This is a genomic window from Pseudomonas sp. R4-35-07 (assembly GCF_003852235.1).
Classification (GTDB): domain Bacteria; phylum Pseudomonadota; class Gammaproteobacteria; order Pseudomonadales; family Pseudomonadaceae; genus Aquipseudomonas.
This window is the reverse complement of sequence record NZ_CP027732.1, coordinates 158721-178223: the sequence shown is the minus strand read 5'-3', so window position 1 is coordinate 178223 and position 19503 is coordinate 158721. Positions and strand designations below refer to the sequence as shown.

Below are 19503 nucleotides of genomic sequence, written 5' to 3'. Positions count from 1 at the left end.
TCTTGAGAAAAATGAAAACGCCGCGATCAACTGATCGCGGCGTTGGCCTTCATACGAATCACATTGGCGGCGCTGGCTGAGCCGTCCTGCCAAAACGACAACTCGGTGTACTGCTGGAACAAGTCCGGCGGCAGGATGGTGCGCCGCGTCTGCAAACGCACCTTGGGCTGGACCTTGTGCAAGCCGGAAACGCCCAGCGCCTCGTCGAATGCCGGCGCGTCGTAGGCGAGGTTGTCGAAGTCATGCTCAAACCATGGCTCGCCGATAAAATCGTAGACCAACCGCATGACCCGCTCCGGGGCCTGGCTGAGCAGGTCGTAATCGACGATCAGCAAAGAATTGGCATGCTCACCGTAATAGGCTTCCTTGAGCGCCGCCCAGGCAAACCCCACCAGACGGTTGCGTTGGGCCAGGGTTTCGCAGCGGCTGTAGACCGTGTTGCGCTCGACGTCATCGCCAAACAGCTTGGTGTTTTCGAAAGGATTGGCGCGATACAGGCGTTCCAGGCTGTCCATGATCCAGGCGACGTTGCGCACACAGGCGACGACCTTGGCCTGGGGAAACAGGTCGTGCAGCGCAGGCATACGCGCGCACCACTGGCGGTTGGTGTCGAATACCACCGGGATGGAGGCTTTGTCGGCGTAGTAGGAATCAAACAGGCCGCGCAACAGGCGACGACGGGTGTTGGCATCGATGACCGAGCCAAACTCGCTGCCGGCGCTGCACTGCGCCAGCACACCATTGAACAAAGTGCCTAAAGGGCTGCTCATGCCGGCTTGAAAACGCGGGTTCTGCAATAAAATCGCAGAGAGCAGGGTCGAGCCGGAGCGCGGCAAGCCCGAGATAAAGTGATACTGCAATCCGTTCACCACTTTGTAGGACAAAAATCCATTTGTGGGCCGGAGCGTAGTTGAGAAACACAGTGCCGACTAGCGATCATTTGCCACTATTTTGGCATGCCCCTAATACCAATTTGTGATTAGCGGCAACCGGCGGGCCGCGAAGGCTCTGGCCCGCCACACAGCACGAACAGCCGCGCCCGTGCGCCGCCGCCGTCCTGCTGCAAAAGTTCTTGCCAGCCTGGCGGAATCGGCGCGAATTCATCCGGCAGCTCGTTGCTGCTGATGAGCCAGACACGTCGTGTGTCGGGCGCTAAGGCAGACAGACGGTCAAGGTAGATGCGCCCGCCGTCCTGATCCACCAGAGTGCCGAAGCCATAGGCATTCGGCCGAGTCGGCGTGCCGTCGGGCCTGGGCGGGGTGTAAAGCTGCAGTTGGGCGTCGGTCTGGTCGTAATACACGTAGCTGAGGTACCACATCATGTCGCTGAGAACGATGCGGTCGCCTTCCTGATAGTTGCGGTTGACGAACTCCACCGGCACGTTGAACTGATCATGCACATCCACCGTGGCATTGTTTTTCAGCCCCAGCAGCTCCACTCCGACAAACACCACGCACAACGCCGCGCCCAGCCATGCCAGGCGCGTGGGCAGGCGGTCGATGGCCAGGGCCACAAGGATCGGCAAGCCCAGGGCGTATACCGTGAGGTAGCGCTCGATAAACACCGGCGAGATGAACGACACCGCATACACCAGCAGTAGCGGCAACAGGAAGAACAGCGCCAGCAGGCGGGCCGGATGATGGCGCTGGCGATCCTGCCAGGCGGTGGCTATCACGACGGCGATCAACAACAGCGGGAACAGCCAGAACAGCGGTCGCCAGAAGTCCACCCCTTCATCCTGAAGCGTGAACTGCCAGATCATCGACGGCACGGAGCTCAACGTGACCGGGTCTTCCCAGCCAATGTCACCGCCGACCTTGAGCTGTTCGACGTGTTGCACGAGGTCAAGCAGGTTCGGCAGCCAGGGCAGGTACAACGCCACGACCAGCGCATTGGCGCACCACCACGACGGACGCAGGATCAGGCGCTGGCCGGGCGCCTGGGACGGGCACAGCAGCCCCAGGTAAGCCCAGTGCACCAGCACGCACAGTGCAGTGAAGTAATGGGTATAAAAACCCGCGGCCATCAACAGCGCATAAACGACCAGGTAACGCGTGCGCGCGGGTTGGCGCACCCAGTACACCAGCGCCAGCGTGGCCCCCAGTAACCACACCGCCAGCAGCGAGTACATGCGCACTTCCTGGCTGTAGCGCACGGCGGAGGGAAACAGCGCCAGCAGCACCCCCGCCAGCACCGCAGCGCGACGGGTAGACAGTTGCCGTGTGAGCCAGACGCCCAGGCCCACCGCCAGCACGCCGGGGATCGCACTCATGCCGCGAATCGACCAGATGCCGTCGCCGAACAGTTCGATCCAGCCGCGCAGCATGAAAAAGTACAGCGGCGGGTGCACATCATGGGCGGCGTGAAACCACAGGTCGTCCAGGGCGTATTCGCTGAGCAGCAGGCTTGAGCCCTCATCGCCCCAGATCGCCGCAGCCGTCAGGCCATAAAACCGCACGGCCATGGCCAGCGCCAGGATCGGCACCCACCACAAACGGCCTAGCCAACCGGCGCCTTCCCAGGCGCTCGAAAGACGATTGACTAAGGAAAGTGCCGCCACTTTTTCGTCTTGTTCTACCACAGACCGTCGCACCTCAACTCCCCAGACACAGCCCGTTTACCAGGCAAACCCCACACATGCGCAAACACGCGCCACTCTAGGACAAAAGCCCCGGTTTCGCTCGCTGTTTCGCAACCGCCAGGCAGCAAGCAACAACGGCGACTACGCTCTGCGATGGCGCCGGACCGATTGGCGTCTTCCCCCCTGTCACGCCATCACAAGGATGAACGATCCATGGAAGTTTTCATCGGCACCATCCAACCCTTTGCGTTTGATTTCGCCCCCAGAGACTGGGCCCTGTGCGCCGGGCAAACCCTTGCCGTCAACCAGTACCAGGCGCTGTACGCCCTGCTCGGTGTCGTTTACGGCGGAAATGGCAGCGTCAGCTTCATGCTGCCTAACCTGCAAGGTCGAATGCCCATTGGTCAAGGCAGCGGCGCGGGGTTGTCGGCGCGCGTCATTGGCGAAATCTCCGGCACGGAATCCGTCACCGCCACCCTGCTCAACCTGCCTGCCCACACCCACGCCATGACACCACTCACCGCCACCACTTCGGTGCAACTGGCGAACACCTCCAGCAACCCGCTGACAGTACCCAGCGCTACCAACGCGTTTATCGGCGCTTCCGGCGGTGGGCCAGGCAGCGCCGCAATCTATTCAGACCAGCAGGGCGCCACGCCGGTCCCTCTGCAGGGCGTGAGCACCGCCGTGGCCGGAGGCACGATCAGTGTCGCCGGCCAGGGCCAGGCCTTGGCCACCATGAACCCTTACCTTGCGATCAATTTCAGCATTGCCTTGAACGGGCTTTTTCCGTCGCGCGATTAACCCCTGGCCGGGGCTCGCAGGCCCCGGCATCTCTGAAATGGAGCCTCACATGTTGAACCTGGTCACCCCGGAACACTTTCGACCGTTGCTTGAGGGCACCGCCGTGCTTTACCTGCCCGACGGTTCGGCGCTGCCGATCCAAGTCCAAAGCCTCACCGAAACCCCCAAAGCCACCTTGCCAGGCAGCCCGCGCGGGGCCTTCAGGGTGCTGCTCGAAAGCCTTGTACCCACGGATTTCGTCGACGGCTTATGCCGTTTACCGCTGGCGGACGCCTGCCTCGAACAGGTGTTTGTGTCTCGCGAGCCCGCCATGGGCCGCGACAGCGAGCGGGGTTATTTCTGCATCGTGTTCAACTGAGGCGGGTACCACACCAACCGCTGCGCGGCGGGCGTCTGTTCTTCCACTCGAAACCCCAGCGCCAGGTAATGCCGGCACGCATGGGGGTTGCTCGCCCACACCACCGTGCTCACCGGGCACATCACCTGCGTGGCCGCCTGCTGCACCCCCTGCAATACCGCGCGGCCAAAACCCTGGCCACGCGCGGCGGGGATGAATGCCAGGTACAACACCCGGATTTCATGGGGCCCGAAGTCGGCACTCAAGGCGCCGATGGGCGTGTCGAGCTTTTCGATGACATAGTGCAGCGCACCGGGGAAATGCTCGTCCAGGCCCTTTTCCTGGACCTGGAATTGCTGGGCGATCACCTCCTCGACCAGCGCCTGCTCGCCATCAATCCACTGCAGATCCGCGCGTGCCGAGCGGTAAAGGCGCTGCAAAAACGGCCCGTCGGTACTGCGTGAGGGGCGCATCACCAGGCCCTGCGCCAGGGCATCTTGCTTGTTCGACATTGCGTTCACTCCTAGAACCCGCTTTCCCGTACACCCAACGCCGCCGCCCGGCGCCAGGCCACGCCCAGCACCGACTCACTGCGCCCCTGCAGTATCACCACGCCGCGCAACGGCTGACGGGGCGTTGCAATCGCTTGCAGACTTTTCAAGCGTGCGCCGTATTGCGCCTGCACCGGCTCCGGGCGCTGGTTTTCATCGCGGCGCACGGCAATCGGCCCGTGGTGGTCTGAGGTCAGCGCCTCCTGGTCCAGGTAGGCCACACCGTTGGCGTCGATATCGGTCAATTCAACCGGGATGGCCGAGTGCATCGGGTCATCGGCGATAAACCGTCCGGTTGCCCCCGGCGCCACCCGCCACAGCTCGGCCTCGGCGATGTAACCGCGCAGGCGGGCGCCTTCTTCCACCACCCGCGCCAGCGAATCCTTGGGCGACAGCCAGCGCCCCACGCTCAATTGCGGCAGCACATCGCGCACCGTGCCGGCGTGAGGCGCGCGCAGCAGCAGGCGTTCGCGCTGGGCGGCCAGGCCACGGTATTCGGCGAGGGCCTGGGACAGGCGCTGATCATTGATGCCCGCGTCCACTGCCGTTTCACTGCGCCCGGCCTGGCGGCGCATCTGCAACTGCAAAATCTCCACTTCGCGGCGCACGATACTTTGCCGGGCGTCCAGGTCCGGTGATTCCAGCTCGATCAGCACCTGGCCCTGGGTCACCACTTGCCCGTCCACCACCCGCAAGTGCTTGACCCGCGCCGCCACCGGCGCATGCAGCGCACTGGCGCGCCCGGCTTCGAGCATGGTCGGCAGCTCCACCGCGCTGCGCCAGGGCACTACCAGCGCGAGCACCACCAGCACCAGGCCCAGGCTGCTGAGCATGACTCGCGGCGCATGGGCCTGGCTGCGTCGGCTCCACCATTGGCGCCACTCCTTGAAGATCGGCAGGCCGATAAACCACACCAGTTCCACCCCCATCAGGACGATCCCCAGCAGCTTGAAAAACAGGTGATACACCGCAAGGGCGATCCCTAAAAACAGCGCCGCGCGCCACAGCCACGCCAGGTAGCCCCACCACAACAGCCGCCGTTGCAGGTTGGGCGACCACGGCTCCGGTGCCGGTTCGCCATAACCGAACAGCAGCTCGCGCAAGCGCCAGCGACACAGCGCAAAGGCGCGACCTTGCAGGTTATCCACCTCCCACCAATCGCTGATCAGAAAGTAACCATCGAAGCGCATGAATGGGTTGAGGTTGATCGCCAGGGTGGTCAGCCAGGTGGCGCTTGCCAGCATGAACGCTGCCGTGCGCGCCGGGCCGTCCGGCAGCAGCGACCAGGCCAGCAGGGCGATGCACGCCAGCAACAACTCGGCCATGACCCCACCGGCCCCGATCATCAAGCGCGCGCGACGATCATTGACCCGCCAGGCATCGCTTACGTCGGTGTAGAACATCGGCAGCAGCACCATGAACGCTACGCCCATGCTCTGCACCCTGCACCCGGCGCGCTTGGCCATAAAGGCATGGCCGAATTCATGGCACAGCTTGGCAAAGAACAGCGCCACGCCAAACGCCAGGGCGCCGCCCAGGCTGAACAGATGCGGAAACGTCGCCACAAAGCGCTGCCAGTCGCGCGCGACCAGAAACACCCCAAGCGCCAAAATGATCGGCAAGCCGTAGCGCAACAACCCAGGGCCAAAGCGCGCCAGCAGCGGCCAGGCACGGTTGAGAAATGCATCCGGTCGCCACAGCGGAATCCGGAAAAACAGATATTGATGCAGCAGCACCTGCCACAGGCTTTGTTTACGCGCGGCAGATTTGTAGAGGTAACTGGCGCGCTGCTGCGGGTCGAGGGCGGCGATCAGGTCGTGGGCGCGCAGAAAACCCAGCAGTTCATCCACTTCACTGCCGCCCAACGCCAGGCCCGGCTCGCGGTTGGCGGCCTGCAGGACTTTTTCCGGGTCACCCAAAGACCAGTGGCGCAGCAAGCGAATGGCGGTGGCGCCCAGTTTGAAATAACGCCCGCGCACCGGGTCGGCCAGGGTCCAGCGCGGCGAACCGTCCAGGGCCGCGCCGGCGCTGGACGGTTGCAAGTCTTCACGCAGTTTGGGCAAGTCCATCAGAGACCCACGCTCTGGCGCAGGCCTGCCAGCGGCCGCCGCAACAGGTACAGCGCCAGCGGCGCGCGCTCGCCAAACAGCTTGGCCGTGCCGCGCAGGCCGATACGCGGCGGTGCTTCGTCGAATTGCGCATCCAGGCGATAGGCCAGTTGGCCACCCGGTGTGGGCTGCGCTTCATAGGCTGCCCGTTGCAAGGTCGCCAGGTGGCGATGCAAAGGGTCGCTGTCGAGGAACAGCGCTACCTGGGCGTTCGGTTCCAGGGCGATCGCATCGCCTACCGCCAGCTCAATGCGCAACTCGGCCTGGTCGGGGTCGGCAATCTGCAACAGGCGCTCGCCGGTTTGCACGGGCTTGCCGGTCCAGCGCTCGGCGTCGGCGAAGACGGCGATACCGTCGCGCTCGGCGCGCACTTCGCTGCGCTTGAGCAGTTCGCGGGCGTAATCGCGTTCGGCGCGTTTTTGCTCGACCCGGGCCGCCAGCAGGTCGATACGCGAATTCGATTCGGCATCGGCAAAAGCTCGCTGCGCGCTGGCCTTCAACTCGGCCTCGGCTACGCCCAGGGCACGCGCCGACACGTCGGCCTGGGCCGTGAGGGTGGTGCTTTCGAAACGCAGCAACAGGTCACCGGTTTTTACCGCCTGGTTGGGCTTGACCAAAAACTGTGCAATCACCCCATCCAGCGGCGCCGCCACCACCTGCCCGGCCAGCGGCACCACTTCGGCGGGCGCCAGCACGGATTGGCGCACCGGAATCAGCAGCAACAGCAGCAAGGCGACCACCACCATCAGCCGGCGCTTGCGAGTCAGGCGCAACCGCCACGGCCGCTGCGGCTGCAGTGCATGCCAGGCATGGCTGCAGGTGTCGCCCAATTGCGCCAGCAACACTTGCTCGGCCGGATTCCACGGGGTATCTCGCGCCAGCCACAGGCCACCGAACACTCGGCCCTGGGGGTCGATTAACGGCAACCAGAACACCTGGCCGGCAGACAGGCTTTGCCAGTCCGCCCGCACCGCCTCGCTCAACTGCTCCGCCGGCACTACGCGTGCGGTCTGGGCCAGCGCCTGCTTGTGCAACTGCGCCACCGCCTGCTCGACAAAGGCCACGAACGGCGCATTCGGGTCGACGTTACTCACGGCTGTCACCGCCTGCACCTTGCCGGCGATCAACAGTGCGGCATGCCGATAGCCGAACAGCGGCTGGCTGTCATTGACCAGGCTGTAGGCCAGTTGCTCGGTGGTGCGCGCGGCGCGGGTCTGACGTTCCAGGTCCAGAAACTGCGCAAACACCCGCTCGCTGCTGCCCGGCATCGGGGCGTTCATTGCAATTGCGCAAAGTGTGCGGTGCCACTCATGCCTGCCATCAACCCGGCGGCATTGGGTAAAGTGGCGACCAGCAGCAGCGTCTGGCTGCCCTCGTCAATGCGCGCGCCGAGTCGTTTGACCGTGGCGCTGAACGCCTGGCCGGTTTCATCGGGGGTAAAAGTGAAGGTCTGGCCGGGCTTGAGCTTGTCCATCCAGCGTGACGGCACCAGCAGGTGGATTTCCAGGCTGCGGTTGTCGACGATTTCCAGCAGCGGCGCCCCGGCCGACACGCTTTCATAGCGTTGCACCTTGCGTTGCACCACCTGGCCGTCATACGGCGCCAGCACGCTGCAACGCTTGACCTGCACCTGATAGACCTGGGACTGGGCCTGGGTTTCGCTGAGTTTGGCTTCGGCGCGGGCCACTTCAAAGCGCCCGACTGAATTGAGCGCCGCCAGCTGTTTGTTGTGGGCCAGCTCTTCACCGGCGCCACGGCTGGAAGCCTGGGCGGCATTCAATTGCGCCTGGTAGGCCGAGCAATCGAAACGTGCCAGGGTGTCGCCCTTCTTGAACGACTCGCCCTCACTGAACGGCAGTTCGACGATGCGCCCCGACAACTCGCTGGCCAGCATCGCTTGGTCGCGGGCCCGTAACACGCCGCGCGCCTCATCAGTGCCGGCCGCAGCCGCCGGCGGGTGATCCAGCAAGGGGTCGTCCGCCATGGCGACAGGCGCCACGCCGATCACGCAGGCAACACTCAACAGCCATAGCCGCAATAGCTTCATACGATCCTCCCTGATGAAGAACGCAGTCTATGTCAGCAAGGTTAAAACGCCACTACCCTCAATCGGACAAATCCGTGATTTGTGTGAGCGTTCACCGAAGCTGGCGTCGGATCACGCTATGATTGCCGTCCTCCAAGGACCCAGGATCAAGGACACGTCATGCGCATCGGTTTTTTGTCACCTCTGGCACTGGCCCTGCTGGCCGGTATTCCCCTGGCGGCCCAGGCCAGTTCCGACGACTCGTGCTACCCCGACTGGCGGGTGTCGCGTGACAGTCTCGAACCCTGCAGCAACCAACCCTTTCTCAGCCCAGGCAACGATAGCCGAGTAAACCTGCGCCTGTTGCTGGCCGACAAAAAGGCCGCACCCCTGGCGCCGAATGCCCTGAGCGAAGACGACCTGGCCCAGGGTTTCGGCCCGGTGCCGTTTCCGGTGTATCGCCTGGTGCCGGTCCCGGCCGCAGAGGACGAACCCGATAACCAAGCGGACGATTCGCGCACCGCCGAGCTCGACACCCTGCTCGCGCCGCTGGGCATCAAGCGTGAGGAGTACAAGACGGCAGGCGAAGCGTTCCTCGATGGCGAAGGCAGCCGCTGCCGCAGCAACGCTGATGACAGCGCCACCGCGTTTATCAGCCAGGTGATCAAGGCCGATATGCCGCCCGCCGAGCGCGACCTGCTGGTGAAAGCACGTTTGCAACTGCTGACCACCTGTGACTGGGACGGCCAGGTGGTGGATGCGCAGCTGACCCCTTCGGCCAGCGCCCAACTGTTTCGCACTTATCTGCAGGCCGCCGCTGACTTCTACAGCGGCCGCTTCGGTAACGCCGAACGCGGTTTCGCCGCCGCCGCGACCAGCGAGGTGCCCTGGCTGAAGGAAACTGCGCTGTACATGGCCGCGCGCACCTCGCTGAACCAAGCCCAGGCCGAAGCCTTCGACGAATACGGTGTGCCCCAGCGCGAGCATGTGGACAAGGCCGCGTTGAGCGACGCCGAAGAAGGCTTTCTCGGCTACCTGAAAACCTACCCGCAGGGCGCTTACGTCACGTCCGCCCGTGGCCTGCTGCGCCGGGTGCACTGGCTGGCGAATGACGAGACCAAGCTCGCCGCAGACTTCACCTGGCAATTCACCGAAGCCAGCGACGCCCAGCGCAATGTGAGCGTGGACGCGTTGGTGGAAGAAGCCGACCTCAAATTGCTGATGGCCAGCAACCAGGCGGCCAACAGCCCGATGCTGCAACTGGTCAGCGACCTGATGGCCATGCGTGCCCATACCCCGCCGCTGTTGAGTCGCGAAGCCCTCGACAAGCAAAAGAGCACCTTCGCCAACGAGCCGGCCTTGTTCGACTACCTGCAAGCGGCCTATGCCCTGTACGTCGAGCACCAACCCGACACGGCCCTGAAGCACCTGCCGACGGACCTGCCGCCAAACCTGGATTACTTCGCCTTCAGCCAGCAGACCCTGCGCGCCCTGGCCCTGGAAGCCAAGCAAGACTGGAAAGGCGCCGAAGCGCTGTGGCTGCAACTGCTGCCGCTGGCCAAGCAACCGCTGCAACGCGACCAATTGGAGCTGGCACTGGCGATGAATTACGAGCGCAGCGGCCAACTGGCCAAGGTGTTCGCCGCCGACTCGCCCATCAGTGCCAGGCAGGTGCGCTACATCCTGCTGCGCAACGTGGCCGGTCCCGACCTGTTGCGCCAGCAGATCGCCAAGGCCAACGACCCGACTGAACGCCAGACCGCCCAATTCGTGCTGCTCTACAAAGACCTGCTGCACCGCCAGTTCGCGACCTTCGCCGACGACCTCAAGCAGGCCTCGCTGTCTGACGACAAACTCGGCACCAGCCTGGGTTACACCTACAGCGGCGGGCAAAGCCTGAAGCTGTTCCAGTGGAACGGTGACAAGGCCGAATCCGGCTATGCCTGCCCGAGCGTCGCGCAAACCGCCGCGACTTTGCAAAGCGACGCAAAAAACCCGCAAGCCCTCAACTGCCTGGGGGAATTTATCCTGCGCAATGGCCTGGACGGCATGCCGCTGGAGCAAGCCCGCGCCACCGGCAGCCTTGGCAGCACCGCCTCGGAGTTCAAAGGTGAAACCTTCTCGCGCCTGGACGGCTACCAGCAGGTGATCGCCAATGCCAAGGCGCCCAAAACCGACCGGGCCTACGCACTGTTTCGCGCGATCAATTGCTACGCGCCGGCCGGCTACAACAGCTGCGGCGGCGAAGACGTGGCGCCGGGCGTGCGCAAAGGCTGGTTCCGCCAGCTCAAGAGCGGTTTCGCCGACACCCAGTGGAGCAAATCGCTGCAGTACTACTGGTGAAAATGCTGTGGCTGGGCCTGCTGTTGCTGGCAGGCCCGGCCTTCGGTGCTGTTGACGCCCGTGACTACGACGCCTTCTGGCTGTGGAGCGGCGTCGCGCCCCAGCCGGTGCTCAAGCAGGCCAAGACCCTCTACATCCTGCAGGGCCAGATCAACTCCACCCGCCGCGCGCCGCAACGCGGTGTGCAACTGATCGCCCAGGGCATGAACGTGCCGCGCATTACCCAGGGCGACATCTGGGTGGTCTACCGCGCCCATACTCTGCGATGGCCGGAACAGGTCTACACCCAACTGCTTGGCCAGGTGCAACGCTGGCGCGACGCGGGCAACCCGGTGGTCGGCATCCAGATCGACTTCGACGCCCGCACCCAGTACCTGCACGAATATGCGGCCTTCCTGCGCGACCTGCGCCACCGCCTGCCGGCCGACCTGCGCTTGAGCATCACCGGCCTGATGGACTGGAGCAGCAACGCCGACCCCGCCGCCATCGCCCAGCTCAAGGGCGTGGTGGATGAAGTGGTGGTGCAGACCTATCAAGGGCGGCACAGCATCCCCGACTACGCCGCGTATTTGCCCCGGATGAATCGGCTGGGCGTGCCGTTCAAGGTCGGCCTGATTCAGGGCGGGGAATGGCAAGCGCCGGAGTATTTGCAGGGGAGTGAGTGGTTTCGGGGGTATGTGGTGTTTTTGCAGAACCGGTAAGTCCTCCGACAGGGAAAAATCCGCATCGAGCTGGAGTTTATGCACACTAGCTTAAACAGAGTGGATGATATAAGTTACTCTTACCGTATTAAAGGGTGATATATCATGCAAGCGTCGGGCAAGCCGAACCCTCATAAAGGGTACATCTCAGAGCGAAGCGATGAGCTGATGAAAGGTATCGGAAACGGTATCGAAATAGCCCGTGTTCGTCGTCGGCTGAAAATTTCCACCATATGCAGCCGCGCGGGTATCACCCGGCAAACGTATCAACGACTGAGACAGGGAGAAGCCGGCGTATCCCTCGGTGTACTGATGAATGTGCTCAGCGCGATGGACCTGGAGGAAGGGATGGCGAGCATCGCATCGCCAGACCTTGACCAGGTTGGGATAACCCTGAGCCTCGCCCGTGAGCCTGACCGAATTCGCACAGAAGGAGACCCTCATGTCCTGGAAGCCGATTGGTAATGCATTTGTTTTTTCGGCTCACTCAGTCGGTGATCCGGTCCCCGTCGGTGAAGTGGCGATGCACGGGGGCGGGTTCGTTTTTCGCTACGCGAACAGCTGGCTCGCACGACCCAACGCATTCGCGATTGACCCGCTGAATTTGCCACTGACCCCCAACCAGTATTCCTCCACACGCATGTTTGGGGTGCTTGACGACGCCACTCCGGACAATTGGGGCCGGCGTGTTCTGCTGGCCACCCACAAACAGCATCCACAAAACGACATCGAATGGCTGCTTGCCTCGCGGGGTGCCGGGGTCGGTTGCCTGCTTTTCAGTGCTTCGCGCCATCTGTTACCTACCCTGCACCAGCCGCCACAATTTGAAGATCTCGAAAAAATCATGGTTGGCCTCGATCAAGTCGAGAAAGGCGATGTGGACCTCCCTGCGGAAATCGCACGGCTATTCGAGTTCGGAAGCTCTATGGGCGGCGCCAGACCCAAGGTCACCGTGACTTTTGAAGGTAAGGAATGGATTGCCAAGTTCGGCCGCAGCGACGATGTGTTCGATCAGCCCCGTGCTGAATTTGCCAGCCTGCAAATGGCGAACGCGGCGGGTCTACCGGCAGCGGGGCACAAGTTGGTCGAGGTAGCCGGCAGACCGGTGTTGATGGTCGAGCGTTTTGACCGGCATGAAGGAACGGGGCGCGAGCACTATGTCAGCTGCAACTCTTTGGTAAGCGCCGAGAAGCCGAGAATGCGCGTTGGCGCGGTTGATAGTGACGTTTCCTATTCCAGAATCGCAGACGTTTTGAAGAAGGTCAGCGACGACGCAACGCTCGACATGCGTGAGCTTTACCGGCGTATGGCATTCAATGTGCTCATCGGAAATAGCGACGACCACCTGAAACAAACCGGACTACTTTTGACCAGCTCGTCGGGCTACTCCCTTGCGCCAGTATTTGACGTGCTGCCCCATCCGACGCAACTAGGCTTGCAGGCGCTCATCATTGGGAATGAAGGAAGGGTATCGTCTGTCAGCAATTTGCTGAGTACGCCCGAGCGCTTTGGGTTGGGGGTTGATGAAGCAAGATCCATCGTCACTGACGTATATACCGTCGTGCGAGAAGCCTCCGGTTTTTTTGAGGCGGCAGGCTGTAGCAGTGCCGATACCAGCATGCTTTCCACGGTGTGCACCCGGTTTGGAACGCAGCTGGTCGCATGACCCGGGTGCGCAACCTAAAACGACGTCACGTCCGTCCTATTGCGCATCTGAACGCGCCAGTGGATACACCGACTCCCAGCCGCCACCCAGTGCTTTGTACAAGCCCACCATCGCCAATGACACACCCGTAGAACTTTCCACCCACTGTTCCTGAGTCGCCAGCAGCGCGCTTTGCACGGTGAGCACGTTGACGAAATCCGCCACGCCTTCGACGTACTGGTGTTGTGCGGTGGTCAGGGCGATCTGGTTCTGGCGCACGGCTTCGGCGAGGCTGTCGCGGCGCAGTTGGCTGGCGTTGTAGCGGGTCAACTGGTCGTCGATTTCATGCCAGGCGCGCAGCACGGTTTGCTGGTAGGCCAGCGCCGCTTCCTGTTGCTGGGCTTCGCGCAGGTTCACCATGCCTTGCAAGCGCCCGCCGTTGAACAGCGGCAGGCTGAACTGCGGGCCGAAGGCAAAGGCGCGCGAGCCCCAGGAGCCGAGATCCGAGAGCTGCATGGCCTGGGAGCCAAGGCTGCCGGACAAGGTGATGCGCGGGTAGAAATCGCCCTTGGCCACGCCGATGCTGGCGGTGGCAGCGTGCAAGCGGGCTTCGGCCTGGCGGATGTCCGGGCGGCGCTCGGCCAGTTCCGACGGCAGGCCGATAGCGACCTGGCGCTGGGTCTGCGGTACGGCAGCGTCCTTGGACAGTTGCGCGTGCAGGGCTTGCGGAGGCTCGCCCATCAGCAGGCTCAGGGCGTTGATCAACTGGTCCTGGCGCTGCTGCAAATCCGGCAGGCGCGCTTCGATGGCGGCGACTTGGGCGGCGGCTTCGGCCACGTCCAGGTCGGTTGCCACGCCATCGGCCAGGCGCAGTTGCGAAAGCTTGAGGCTGTGGCGGGCGACGTCGAGGTTCTGCTCGGTGACGGCGCGGGTGTTTTGTACGCCGCGCAGTTGGATGTAGTCCTGGGCGGTCTCGGCCAGCACCGACAGCAACACGGCGCGGCGGTCGTTTTCCGCGACTTCCAGGGTGGCGTCGGCGGCTTCGGTCTCGCGCTTGACCCGGCCCCAGAAGTCCAATTCCCAAGCGGCGGAAAAGCCCATGTCCCACTGGTTGAACGCCGAGCGGCCGTTTTCGCCGGAGGGGTCGTTCAAGCCTCTGCCACTGTTGCGCTTGCGCTGGTAAGCGCCGCTCCCGTCGACGTTGGGGTAACGCTCGGCGGTGGTTACCTGGCGCACGGCGCGACTTTGTTGCAGGCGGCTGCTGGCCAGTTTCAGATCGAGGTTATCGCTGAGGGCGCGGCGTGTGAGGGCCGACAGTTGCTCGTCGTGGAATACGTCCCACCAGCGCTCTTGCAACGGGTCGCTGGTGGCGCGACTGGCCGCCTGACGCCCCTGGGGCTCAGTCCATTGGGCCACAGACGGACCCTGCGGCCGCTGGAAATCCGGACCGACGGTGCAAGCGCTCAAACTGATCAGGCTCAGGGTGAGCCAGGCGAGATGTCTCATTGCTGGGCCACCTCATGTTGTTGCGCGGCGGCGTGGGTGTCGACGCTGGCTTCCACCGACATCCCTACGCGCAAGCGTTCGGTCAGCGGTTGGTTTGGCTCAAGCACAATCTTCACCGGAATACGCTGCACCACCTTGGTGAAGTTACCGGTGGCGTTGTCCGGCTTGACCGAGGCAAAGGTCACCCCCGTGGCAGGCGCCAGGCTTTCCAGATGGCCGTTAAGCAACTCGCCATCGAGGCTGTCGACCCGCACCTGCACAGCTTGGCCGGCCTGCATGTGAGACAGCTGGGTCTCCTGGAAATTGGCCACGACATAGGCTTGGGCCAGCGGCACCACGGCGAGGATCTTGCTGCCCGGCGTGACATAAGCGCCCACCCGTACCGCACGCTCACCGACCATGCCGTCCACCGGCGCGACGATGCGGGTGTAGGACAGCTGATAACTGGCCATTTCCAGCGCGGCCTGTGCGCGCTTGAGACCGCCTTCGGCAGCGTCACGCTGGGCGGTGAGAATTTCCACTTGCTTGCGTTCGGCCGCCAGCACCGCCGTGGATTTGGCCAGGCGCGCGGTGGCCTGGTCGATGCGGGTCTTGGCTTGCTGGGCGTTCTGCACGGTGCCCGCGCCGACGCCGGCGAGGTGGTTGTAGCGGTTCAGTTCGTGTTCGGCAAACGCCACTTCGGCGCGATCGGCCGCTACGGTGGCCTGGGCCTGGGCGATTACCGAGCTTTGGCGTTCAAGGGTCGCGGTGGCGTTTTTCAGTTGGGCCTGGGCGACCAGGGTGTCGGCGTCGGCGGCCTGGGCGGCGGCGCGAAAATCACGGTCGTCGATCAGCGCCAACAGTTGGCCGGCCTTGACGCGCTGGTTGTCTTCCACCAGCACCTCCTTGATGAACCCGGCAACACGCGGTGCAACTAGGGTGAAGTCGGCGGCGACGAAGGCGTCGTTGGTGGTCTGGCGCTGGCTGCCCAGGATGCCCGGCGCAACCAGGTACACCAGCACGCCCACGGCAAATACGGCGATGACTGAGACGGCAATTTTGTCTTTGCGTTTCATGAAAAATCCTTGGGGTCAGGTCGGTGCGCGAGGCGGGAAAATCCGCGTGGGCATCCAGAAAATCAGCAGGATCAACGCCACCGCGACACCGGCCATGACGACATACAGATCCGAAGAGGTGAGCACCACAGTCTGCTCGTGCAGGCGATGCGCCAGGCCCGGCGCGTCGCCGTCGGCCAGGGGCGAGTTGCCCAGGCGGTCCACCAGCATGCTCGAGTGGAAATGCCCGCGCTGGGTGGTCAGCGTATCCAGCACCGCCGTGGCGATCACGGCGGACAGGCCCTTGACGGTGTTGAACCACGCCGAGGCGAACGGCCCTTCGATGGGTTGAATACTGCCGGTGGACAGCATCAGCAAGGGCAGAACGGCCATCGGTTGACCGAAAATCTGCAGCAGGTACCAGCCATAAAAATCATCGCGAATCCACGCCGAGGTCAGGTGCGAACTGCCGATACAGCACAACGCCAACATGCCCAGCCCCATGCCCAGCACCCAGCGGCAATCGACCCAGCGCAGATTGCACAGCGCCGCCACCAGCGGCAGCGCGATCAACTGCGGCAGCGCCATCAGCAGCATCACCGGTGCGGTTTGCAGCGGCCGGTAACCCTGGACCTGGGCGAGAAAACTCGAGGGGATGATGATCACCGAGGTCAGCACCATCAACACACCGGCCAGTACGATCAAGGCGAACGACAGGTTGCGCAGGCCGAGCATCTGCAGCTTGAAGAATGGCAGCGGCTGCGACCATTCGTTGAGCATGAACAGCACCAGCAGCAGCGCGCCGCCACTGAGCAAAAAGGTGATCAGGCCCGACTCGAACCAGTCCAGGCGATTGCCTTGCAACAGGCCGATCACCAGCATGCAGATCGCCGGGAAGCCCAACAGCAGACCACGCCAGTTGAACTGTTTGAAGCGTTCCAGGCGCAGCGGATCCTGCGGCAAGCCGTAGGCCACGGCGGCCATCGCCAACAGGCACGGCCCGACGATCTGCCAGAACGCCCATTGCCAGCCGACGTATTCGGTCCACAGCGCCGCCAATGGCGTGCCCAGGCTCGGGCCGAAGGTGGCGGTCAGTGCATAGCCGGCCAACCCGTACAATTTGACGTTGGCCGGCAGAAAGCGCAGCGCCACGGTCATCAACATCGGCGGCAACGCGCCACCGGCCAGGCCTTGCACGGTGCGCAGCAGCAACAGGCTTTCGTAGTTCGGCGCAAACGGGCACAGGATGCCGAGCAGCGTGAACACGCCGATGGCACCCAGGGTGAAACGGCGCAGGGAGAGCGTTACCGCGCACCACGGCGCGAATGCCATGGCCGCGACGGAAGTGGCGGTGTACGCCGCGACCAACCAGGTGCCTTCGTCAAAGCCGATGTACAGCGCACCCCGGATATCGGCGAGGGCGACCTTGGTCACCATTTCGTTGAGGCCAGACACCAGCACCGCCAGCAACACGCCGACCAGGCCGATGATGATGCGCGGGCCGAACACCGGAGGGCTGGGCGCAGTGGGTTTGGCTGCGGCCTCGAAGGCGGGGGCAGCGAGGGAAGTCATGGACAGGTAACTCGGAATGGGGAATACCCGAGTAGTTTAATCAGGCAAATGCATGACAAAAAGTGACTTGTTGGCAGGTTATAAGTGCGTCATACGCAATCCACCGGGTAATGCAGGGCTTTTAATGTGGGAGGGGGCTTGCCCCCGATTGCGGGGTGACAGTCACCTGATGTGAAACTGAAACACCGCTATCGGGGGCAAGCCCCCTCCCACATTTGACTGTGTGTGGCTTCAGAATCAGCTGGGCTGGGCTTCCAGCCAGGTGGCGTGGCAGCTCTCGCGCATGGTCTCGCGCAGCCATTTGTGCGCCGGGTCTTTGTCGAAGCGCGGGTGCCAGGATTGCGCCAATACCAGGGTCGGCAGCGAAATCGGCAAGGCGAAAGAGCGCAGCGGCAGCTTCAGGCGCCGGGCGCTCAGGAGGGCTTCCTTGGGCACCGGCAGCAGCAGGTCGGAGTCGGGCAACATGAACATCGCGCCGTGAAAGCCGGGGGCGATCATTGCGACGTGGCGCTCCAGGCCCTGGGCATTCAAGGCGGTATCGATGGGCCCACGGGCGATGCCGCGTCGCGAGATGCTGATGTGGGAATAGCTGGCAAACCGAGCGGCGGTGATCTCTTCGTCGAACAGCGGGTGATCTTCCCGCGCGAGGCCAACAAACGTGGTCGAGAACAGGTTCTGCACCTTCACTTCGGGACCAGCCGGCATGGTATTGCTCACCCGCAGGTCCAACCGCCCTTCGCGCAGCGCTTCATCGTCGGTGTCGCCTTCGGGCACGAAGCGCAGTTCGCAGAACGGCGCCGCGCGTTGCAGGGTGTCGAACAGCCGACCGCCATACACGCCGATGAAAAAGTCATTGGCGCGCACGCTGAAGCGGCGGCGCAAGGTGCTCAAATCGACCTGGTCCGCCGAGCGAAACAACAACGCCGCCTGCTCCACCACGTTGCGCACCTGAGCTTGCAGCTCTAGCGCCTTGGGCGTCGGCACCAGGCCGCGGCCGGCACGCACCAGGATCGGATCACCCACCGCCTCGCGGATACGCGTGAGGGTACGGCTCATGGCCGCCGGGCTCAGGTTCATCCGTCGCGCGGCGCCCACCACGCTGCCTTCATCGAGCAAGGCGTCGAGGGCGACCAGAAGGTTCATGTCGGGTAGTTGCATGCCAAGCACTCGTGTTCGGTCGGGAGTGAACTGGACGCAATCCTAGCAGGCTTTAGCGGTTCAGAACGGCGCGTCGCCCTGGATGGTGGTGCGCAACAACTTGCGGCGCAGATGGCTCGGGCAGCCGGCCGCCAGGTGGATCAGCGAGCGGTTGTCCCAGAACACCAGGTCGTGAGGCTGCCACTGGTGCCGGTAGATGTTTGCCGGCAGCACGCTGTGGGCGTAGAGCTGGGCCAGCAGGTCGCGGCTTTCGTCCTCTGGCAGGCCGACGATGCGGGTGGTGAAGCCTTCGCTGACGAACAGTGCCTTGCGGCCGTTTTCAGGATGAGTGCGCACGATGGGGTGCTCCACTTCGGCCACTTGGGCGAGCTGTTCAGGGGTCAAGGTGGGACGCCAGTTACCCTCGAATTTGCTCTCGCTGTAACGCGCGGTATAGGAATGCGCGGCGCGGCGCCCTTCGACGGCGTTGCGCAGGTGCTCGGGCAGTTGCTCCCAAGCTTTGTGCATGTCGGCAAACAGCGTGTCGCCGCCTTCGGACGGCAGTTCCTGGGCATGCAGCATCGAGCCCAGGCTGGGCAGCTCTTTGTACGACAGGTCCGAGTGCCAGAACTTGCCCGCGTCGCCCAGGCCGATGGATTGGCCGTTTTCGATGATGTTGGAGACGATCAGGATCTCCGGGTGATTGGCCAGCAGGAACTGTTTGAGCACATGGATTTGCAGCACACCGAAGCGGCGGCTGAAGGCGATCTGTTGTTCGGGGGTGATGCGTTGGTCGCGGAACACGATGACGTGGTGGTCCAGGTGTGCGCGATGGATGCGGGCGAAGTCCTGGTCGTTGACGGGTTGGGATAGATCCAGGCCGATGACTTCGGCGCCGACACTGCCGGGGAAGGGGCGGATGTCGAAGGTTTGGTTGATGGTGGACATTGGATTCACTTCCGGCAGACAGGGGAGTGAATTTATAGGTCTAAGAATGGAAGTTTAAATACTGTTAGGGCATATCCATATGCTTTGGGTGATGCTGATGGCCCTATCGGGGGCAAGCCCCCTCCCACATTTGAATGCGTTCACAGATCAAGTGTGGGAGGGGCGGTGCGACGATTCGACTTGCCCCCGATGAGGCCCGAGCAGCCTATA

The 19503-nt window shown here is 63.3% G+C and carries 17 protein-coding genes; 6 read left to right on the top strand and 11 right to left on the bottom strand.

Annotated elements, in window-relative coordinates; genetic code table 11:
* Window positions 1–26 precede the first annotated feature (26 nt).
* Together C4J89_RS00745 and C4J89_RS00740 are read right to left on the bottom strand one after the other, a co-directional pair.
* Complete coding sequence (locus C4J89_RS00745; protein WP_124415985.1) at window positions 27–869, bottom strand: sulfotransferase; 843 nt, start codon at window positions 867–869, stop codon at window positions 27–29.
* A gap of 110 nt (window positions 870–979) precedes the next feature.
* Window positions 980–2593, bottom strand: coding sequence for a glycosyltransferase family 39 protein (locus C4J89_RS00740; RefSeq protein ID WP_124413478.1), 1614 nt, complete (start codon window positions 2591–2593; stop codon window positions 980–982).
* A gap of 201 nt (window positions 2594–2794) precedes the next feature.
* Between C4J89_RS00740 and C4J89_RS00735 the strand changes: the two genes are divergently transcribed.
* Both C4J89_RS00735 and C4J89_RS00730 read left to right on the top strand, forming a co-directional pair.
* Window positions 2795–3385 (top strand): phage tail protein, encoded by a 591-nt coding sequence (locus C4J89_RS00735; RefSeq protein ID WP_124360699.1) that lies wholly within the window; start codon window positions 2795–2797, stop codon window positions 3383–3385.
* A gap of 49 nt (window positions 3386–3434) precedes the next feature.
* A complete protein-coding gene (locus C4J89_RS00730; RefSeq protein WP_124413477.1) occupies window positions 3435–3743 on the top strand; it encodes a hypothetical protein in 309 nt (102 codons plus the stop codon).
* On the opposite strand, the gene C4J89_RS00725 is transcribed toward C4J89_RS00730, so the two are convergent.
* Genes C4J89_RS00725 through C4J89_RS00710 form a run of 4 tightly spaced genes read right to left on the bottom strand, consistent with a single transcriptional unit; the run spans window position 3719 to window position 8428 of the window.
* Window positions 3719–4234, bottom strand: a complete 516-nt coding sequence (locus tag C4J89_RS00725; RefSeq protein ID WP_124413476.1) for a GNAT family N-acetyltransferase — start codon at window positions 4232–4234, stop codon at window positions 3719–3721. The two genes, C4J89_RS00730 and C4J89_RS00725, sit on opposite strands and share 25 nt — an antisense overlap.
* An 11-nt stretch (window positions 4235–4245) precedes the next feature.
* On the bottom strand, window positions 4246–6342 hold the full coding sequence (locus C4J89_RS00720) for an HlyD family efflux transporter periplasmic adaptor subunit (protein WP_124413475.1): 2097 nt from the start codon (window positions 6340–6342) through the stop codon (window positions 4246–4248).
* Window positions 6342–7661: an efflux RND transporter periplasmic adaptor subunit gene (locus C4J89_RS00715; protein WP_124360695.1), complete on the bottom strand. Its 1320-nt coding sequence runs from the start codon at window positions 7659–7661 to the stop codon at window positions 6342–6344. The genes C4J89_RS00720 and C4J89_RS00715 overlap by 1 nt, the downstream gene beginning before the upstream one ends.
* Window positions 7658–8428 carry an efflux RND transporter periplasmic adaptor subunit gene (locus C4J89_RS00710; RefSeq protein WP_124413474.1) on the bottom strand — a complete coding sequence of 257 codons (771 nt, stop codon included), beginning with the start codon at window positions 8426–8428 and terminating at the stop codon, window positions 7658–7660. Before C4J89_RS00710 ends, C4J89_RS00715 begins: the two co-directional genes overlap by 4 nt.
* Before the next feature lie 159 nt (window positions 8429–8587).
* On the opposite strand from C4J89_RS00710, the gene C4J89_RS00705 reads away from it, so the two are divergent.
* The 4 genes from C4J89_RS00705 to C4J89_RS00690 all read left to right on the top strand — a co-directional run bounded on the left by C4J89_RS00705 (window position 8588) and on the right by C4J89_RS00690 (window position 13117).
* Window positions 8588–10750 (top strand): outer membrane assembly lipoprotein YfiO, encoded by a 2163-nt coding sequence (locus C4J89_RS00705; RefSeq protein WP_124413473.1) that lies wholly within the window; start codon window positions 8588–8590, stop codon window positions 10748–10750.
* A complete protein-coding gene (locus tag C4J89_RS00700; protein WP_124413472.1) occupies window positions 10747–11451 on the top strand; it encodes a DUF3142 domain-containing protein in 705 nt (234 codons plus the stop codon). Before C4J89_RS00705 ends, C4J89_RS00700 begins: the two co-directional genes overlap by 4 nt.
* 105 nt (window positions 11452–11556) lie before the next feature.
* Entirely contained in the window at window positions 11557–11916 is a 360-nt protein-coding gene (locus C4J89_RS00695) for a helix-turn-helix transcriptional regulator (RefSeq protein ID WP_124365330.1), read from the top strand.
* Entirely contained in the window at window positions 11894–13117 is a 1224-nt protein-coding gene (locus tag C4J89_RS00690; RefSeq protein ID WP_124413471.1) for a type II toxin-antitoxin system HipA family toxin, read from the top strand. The genes C4J89_RS00695 and C4J89_RS00690 overlap by 23 nt, the downstream gene beginning before the upstream one ends.
* 36 nt (window positions 13118–13153) lie before the next feature.
* Here the strand turns inward: C4J89_RS00690 and C4J89_RS00685 are convergent, their stop codons facing one another.
* From C4J89_RS00685 to C4J89_RS00665, 5 genes are all read right to left on the bottom strand, one after another.
* Window positions 13154–14602, bottom strand: coding sequence for an efflux transporter outer membrane subunit (locus C4J89_RS00685; protein ID WP_124413470.1), 1449 nt, complete (start codon window positions 14600–14602; stop codon window positions 13154–13156).
* Window positions 14599–15657, bottom strand: coding sequence for an HlyD family secretion protein (locus C4J89_RS00680; protein WP_124413469.1), 1059 nt, complete (start codon window positions 15655–15657; stop codon window positions 14599–14601). The genes C4J89_RS00685 and C4J89_RS00680 overlap by 4 nt, the downstream gene beginning before the upstream one ends.
* A 15-nt stretch (window positions 15658–15672) precedes the next feature.
* Window positions 15673–17208: an MFS transporter gene (locus C4J89_RS00675; protein ID WP_124413468.1), complete on the bottom strand. Its 1536-nt coding sequence runs from the start codon at window positions 17206–17208 to the stop codon at window positions 15673–15675.
* A gap of 237 nt (window positions 17209–17445) precedes the next feature.
* Window positions 17446–18366, bottom strand: a complete 921-nt coding sequence (locus C4J89_RS00670) for a LysR family transcriptional regulator (RefSeq protein WP_124413467.1) — start codon at window positions 18364–18366, stop codon at window positions 17446–17448.
* Between the two features lie 60 nt (window positions 18367–18426).
* Window positions 18427–19293, bottom strand: coding sequence for a TauD/TfdA family dioxygenase (locus C4J89_RS00665; RefSeq protein WP_124413466.1), 867 nt, complete (start codon window positions 19291–19293; stop codon window positions 18427–18429).
* Between the last annotated feature and the right edge of the window lie 210 nt (window positions 19294–19503).

Excerpts from the sequence above, each read along its gene's own strand:
- C4J89_RS00695 (WP_124365330.1), top strand. The coding sequence starts at position 11,557 with ATGCAAGCGTCGGGCAAGCCGAACCCTCATAAAGGGTACATCTCAGAG.
- C4J89_RS00715 (WP_124360695.1), bottom strand. The coding sequence starts at position 7,661 with ATGAACGCCCCGATGCCGGGCAGCAGCGAGCGGGTGTTTGCGCAGTTT.
- C4J89_RS00680 (WP_124413469.1), bottom strand. The coding sequence starts at position 15,657 with ATGAAACGCAAAGACAAAATTGCCGTCTCAGTCATCGCCGTATTTGCC.
- C4J89_RS00685 (WP_124413470.1), bottom strand. The coding sequence starts at position 14,602 with ATGAGACATCTCGCCTGGCTCACCCTGAGCCTGATCAGTTTGAGCGCT.
- C4J89_RS00670 (WP_124413467.1), bottom strand. The coding sequence starts at position 18,366 with ATGCAACTACCCGACATGAACCTTCTGGTCGCCCTCGACGCCTTGCTC.
- C4J89_RS00710 (WP_124413474.1), bottom strand. The coding sequence starts at position 8,428 with ATGAAGCTATTGCGGCTATGGCTGTTGAGTGTTGCCTGCGTGATCGGC.
- C4J89_RS00665 (WP_124413466.1), bottom strand. The coding sequence starts at position 19,293 with ATGTCCACCATCAACCAAACCTTCGACATCCGCCCCTTCCCCGGCAGT.
- C4J89_RS00730 (WP_124413477.1), top strand. The coding sequence starts at position 3,435 with ATGTTGAACCTGGTCACCCCGGAACACTTTCGACCGTTGCTTGAGGGC.
- C4J89_RS00705 (WP_124413473.1), top strand. The coding sequence starts at position 8,588 with ATGCGCATCGGTTTTTTGTCACCTCTGGCACTGGCCCTGCTGGCCGGT.
- C4J89_RS00675 (WP_124413468.1), bottom strand. The coding sequence starts at position 17,208 with ATGACTTCCCTCGCTGCCCCCGCCTTCGAGGCCGCAGCCAAACCCACT.
- C4J89_RS00735 (WP_124360699.1), top strand. The coding sequence starts at position 2,795 with ATGGAAGTTTTCATCGGCACCATCCAACCCTTTGCGTTTGATTTCGCC.
- C4J89_RS00725 (WP_124413476.1), bottom strand. The coding sequence starts at position 4,234 with ATGTCGAACAAGCAAGATGCCCTGGCGCAGGGCCTGGTGATGCGCCCC.
- C4J89_RS00720 (WP_124413475.1), bottom strand. The coding sequence starts at position 6,342 with ATGGACTTGCCCAAACTGCGTGAAGACTTGCAACCGTCCAGCGCCGGC.
- C4J89_RS00690 (WP_124413471.1), top strand. The coding sequence starts at position 11,894 with ATGTCCTGGAAGCCGATTGGTAATGCATTTGTTTTTTCGGCTCACTCA.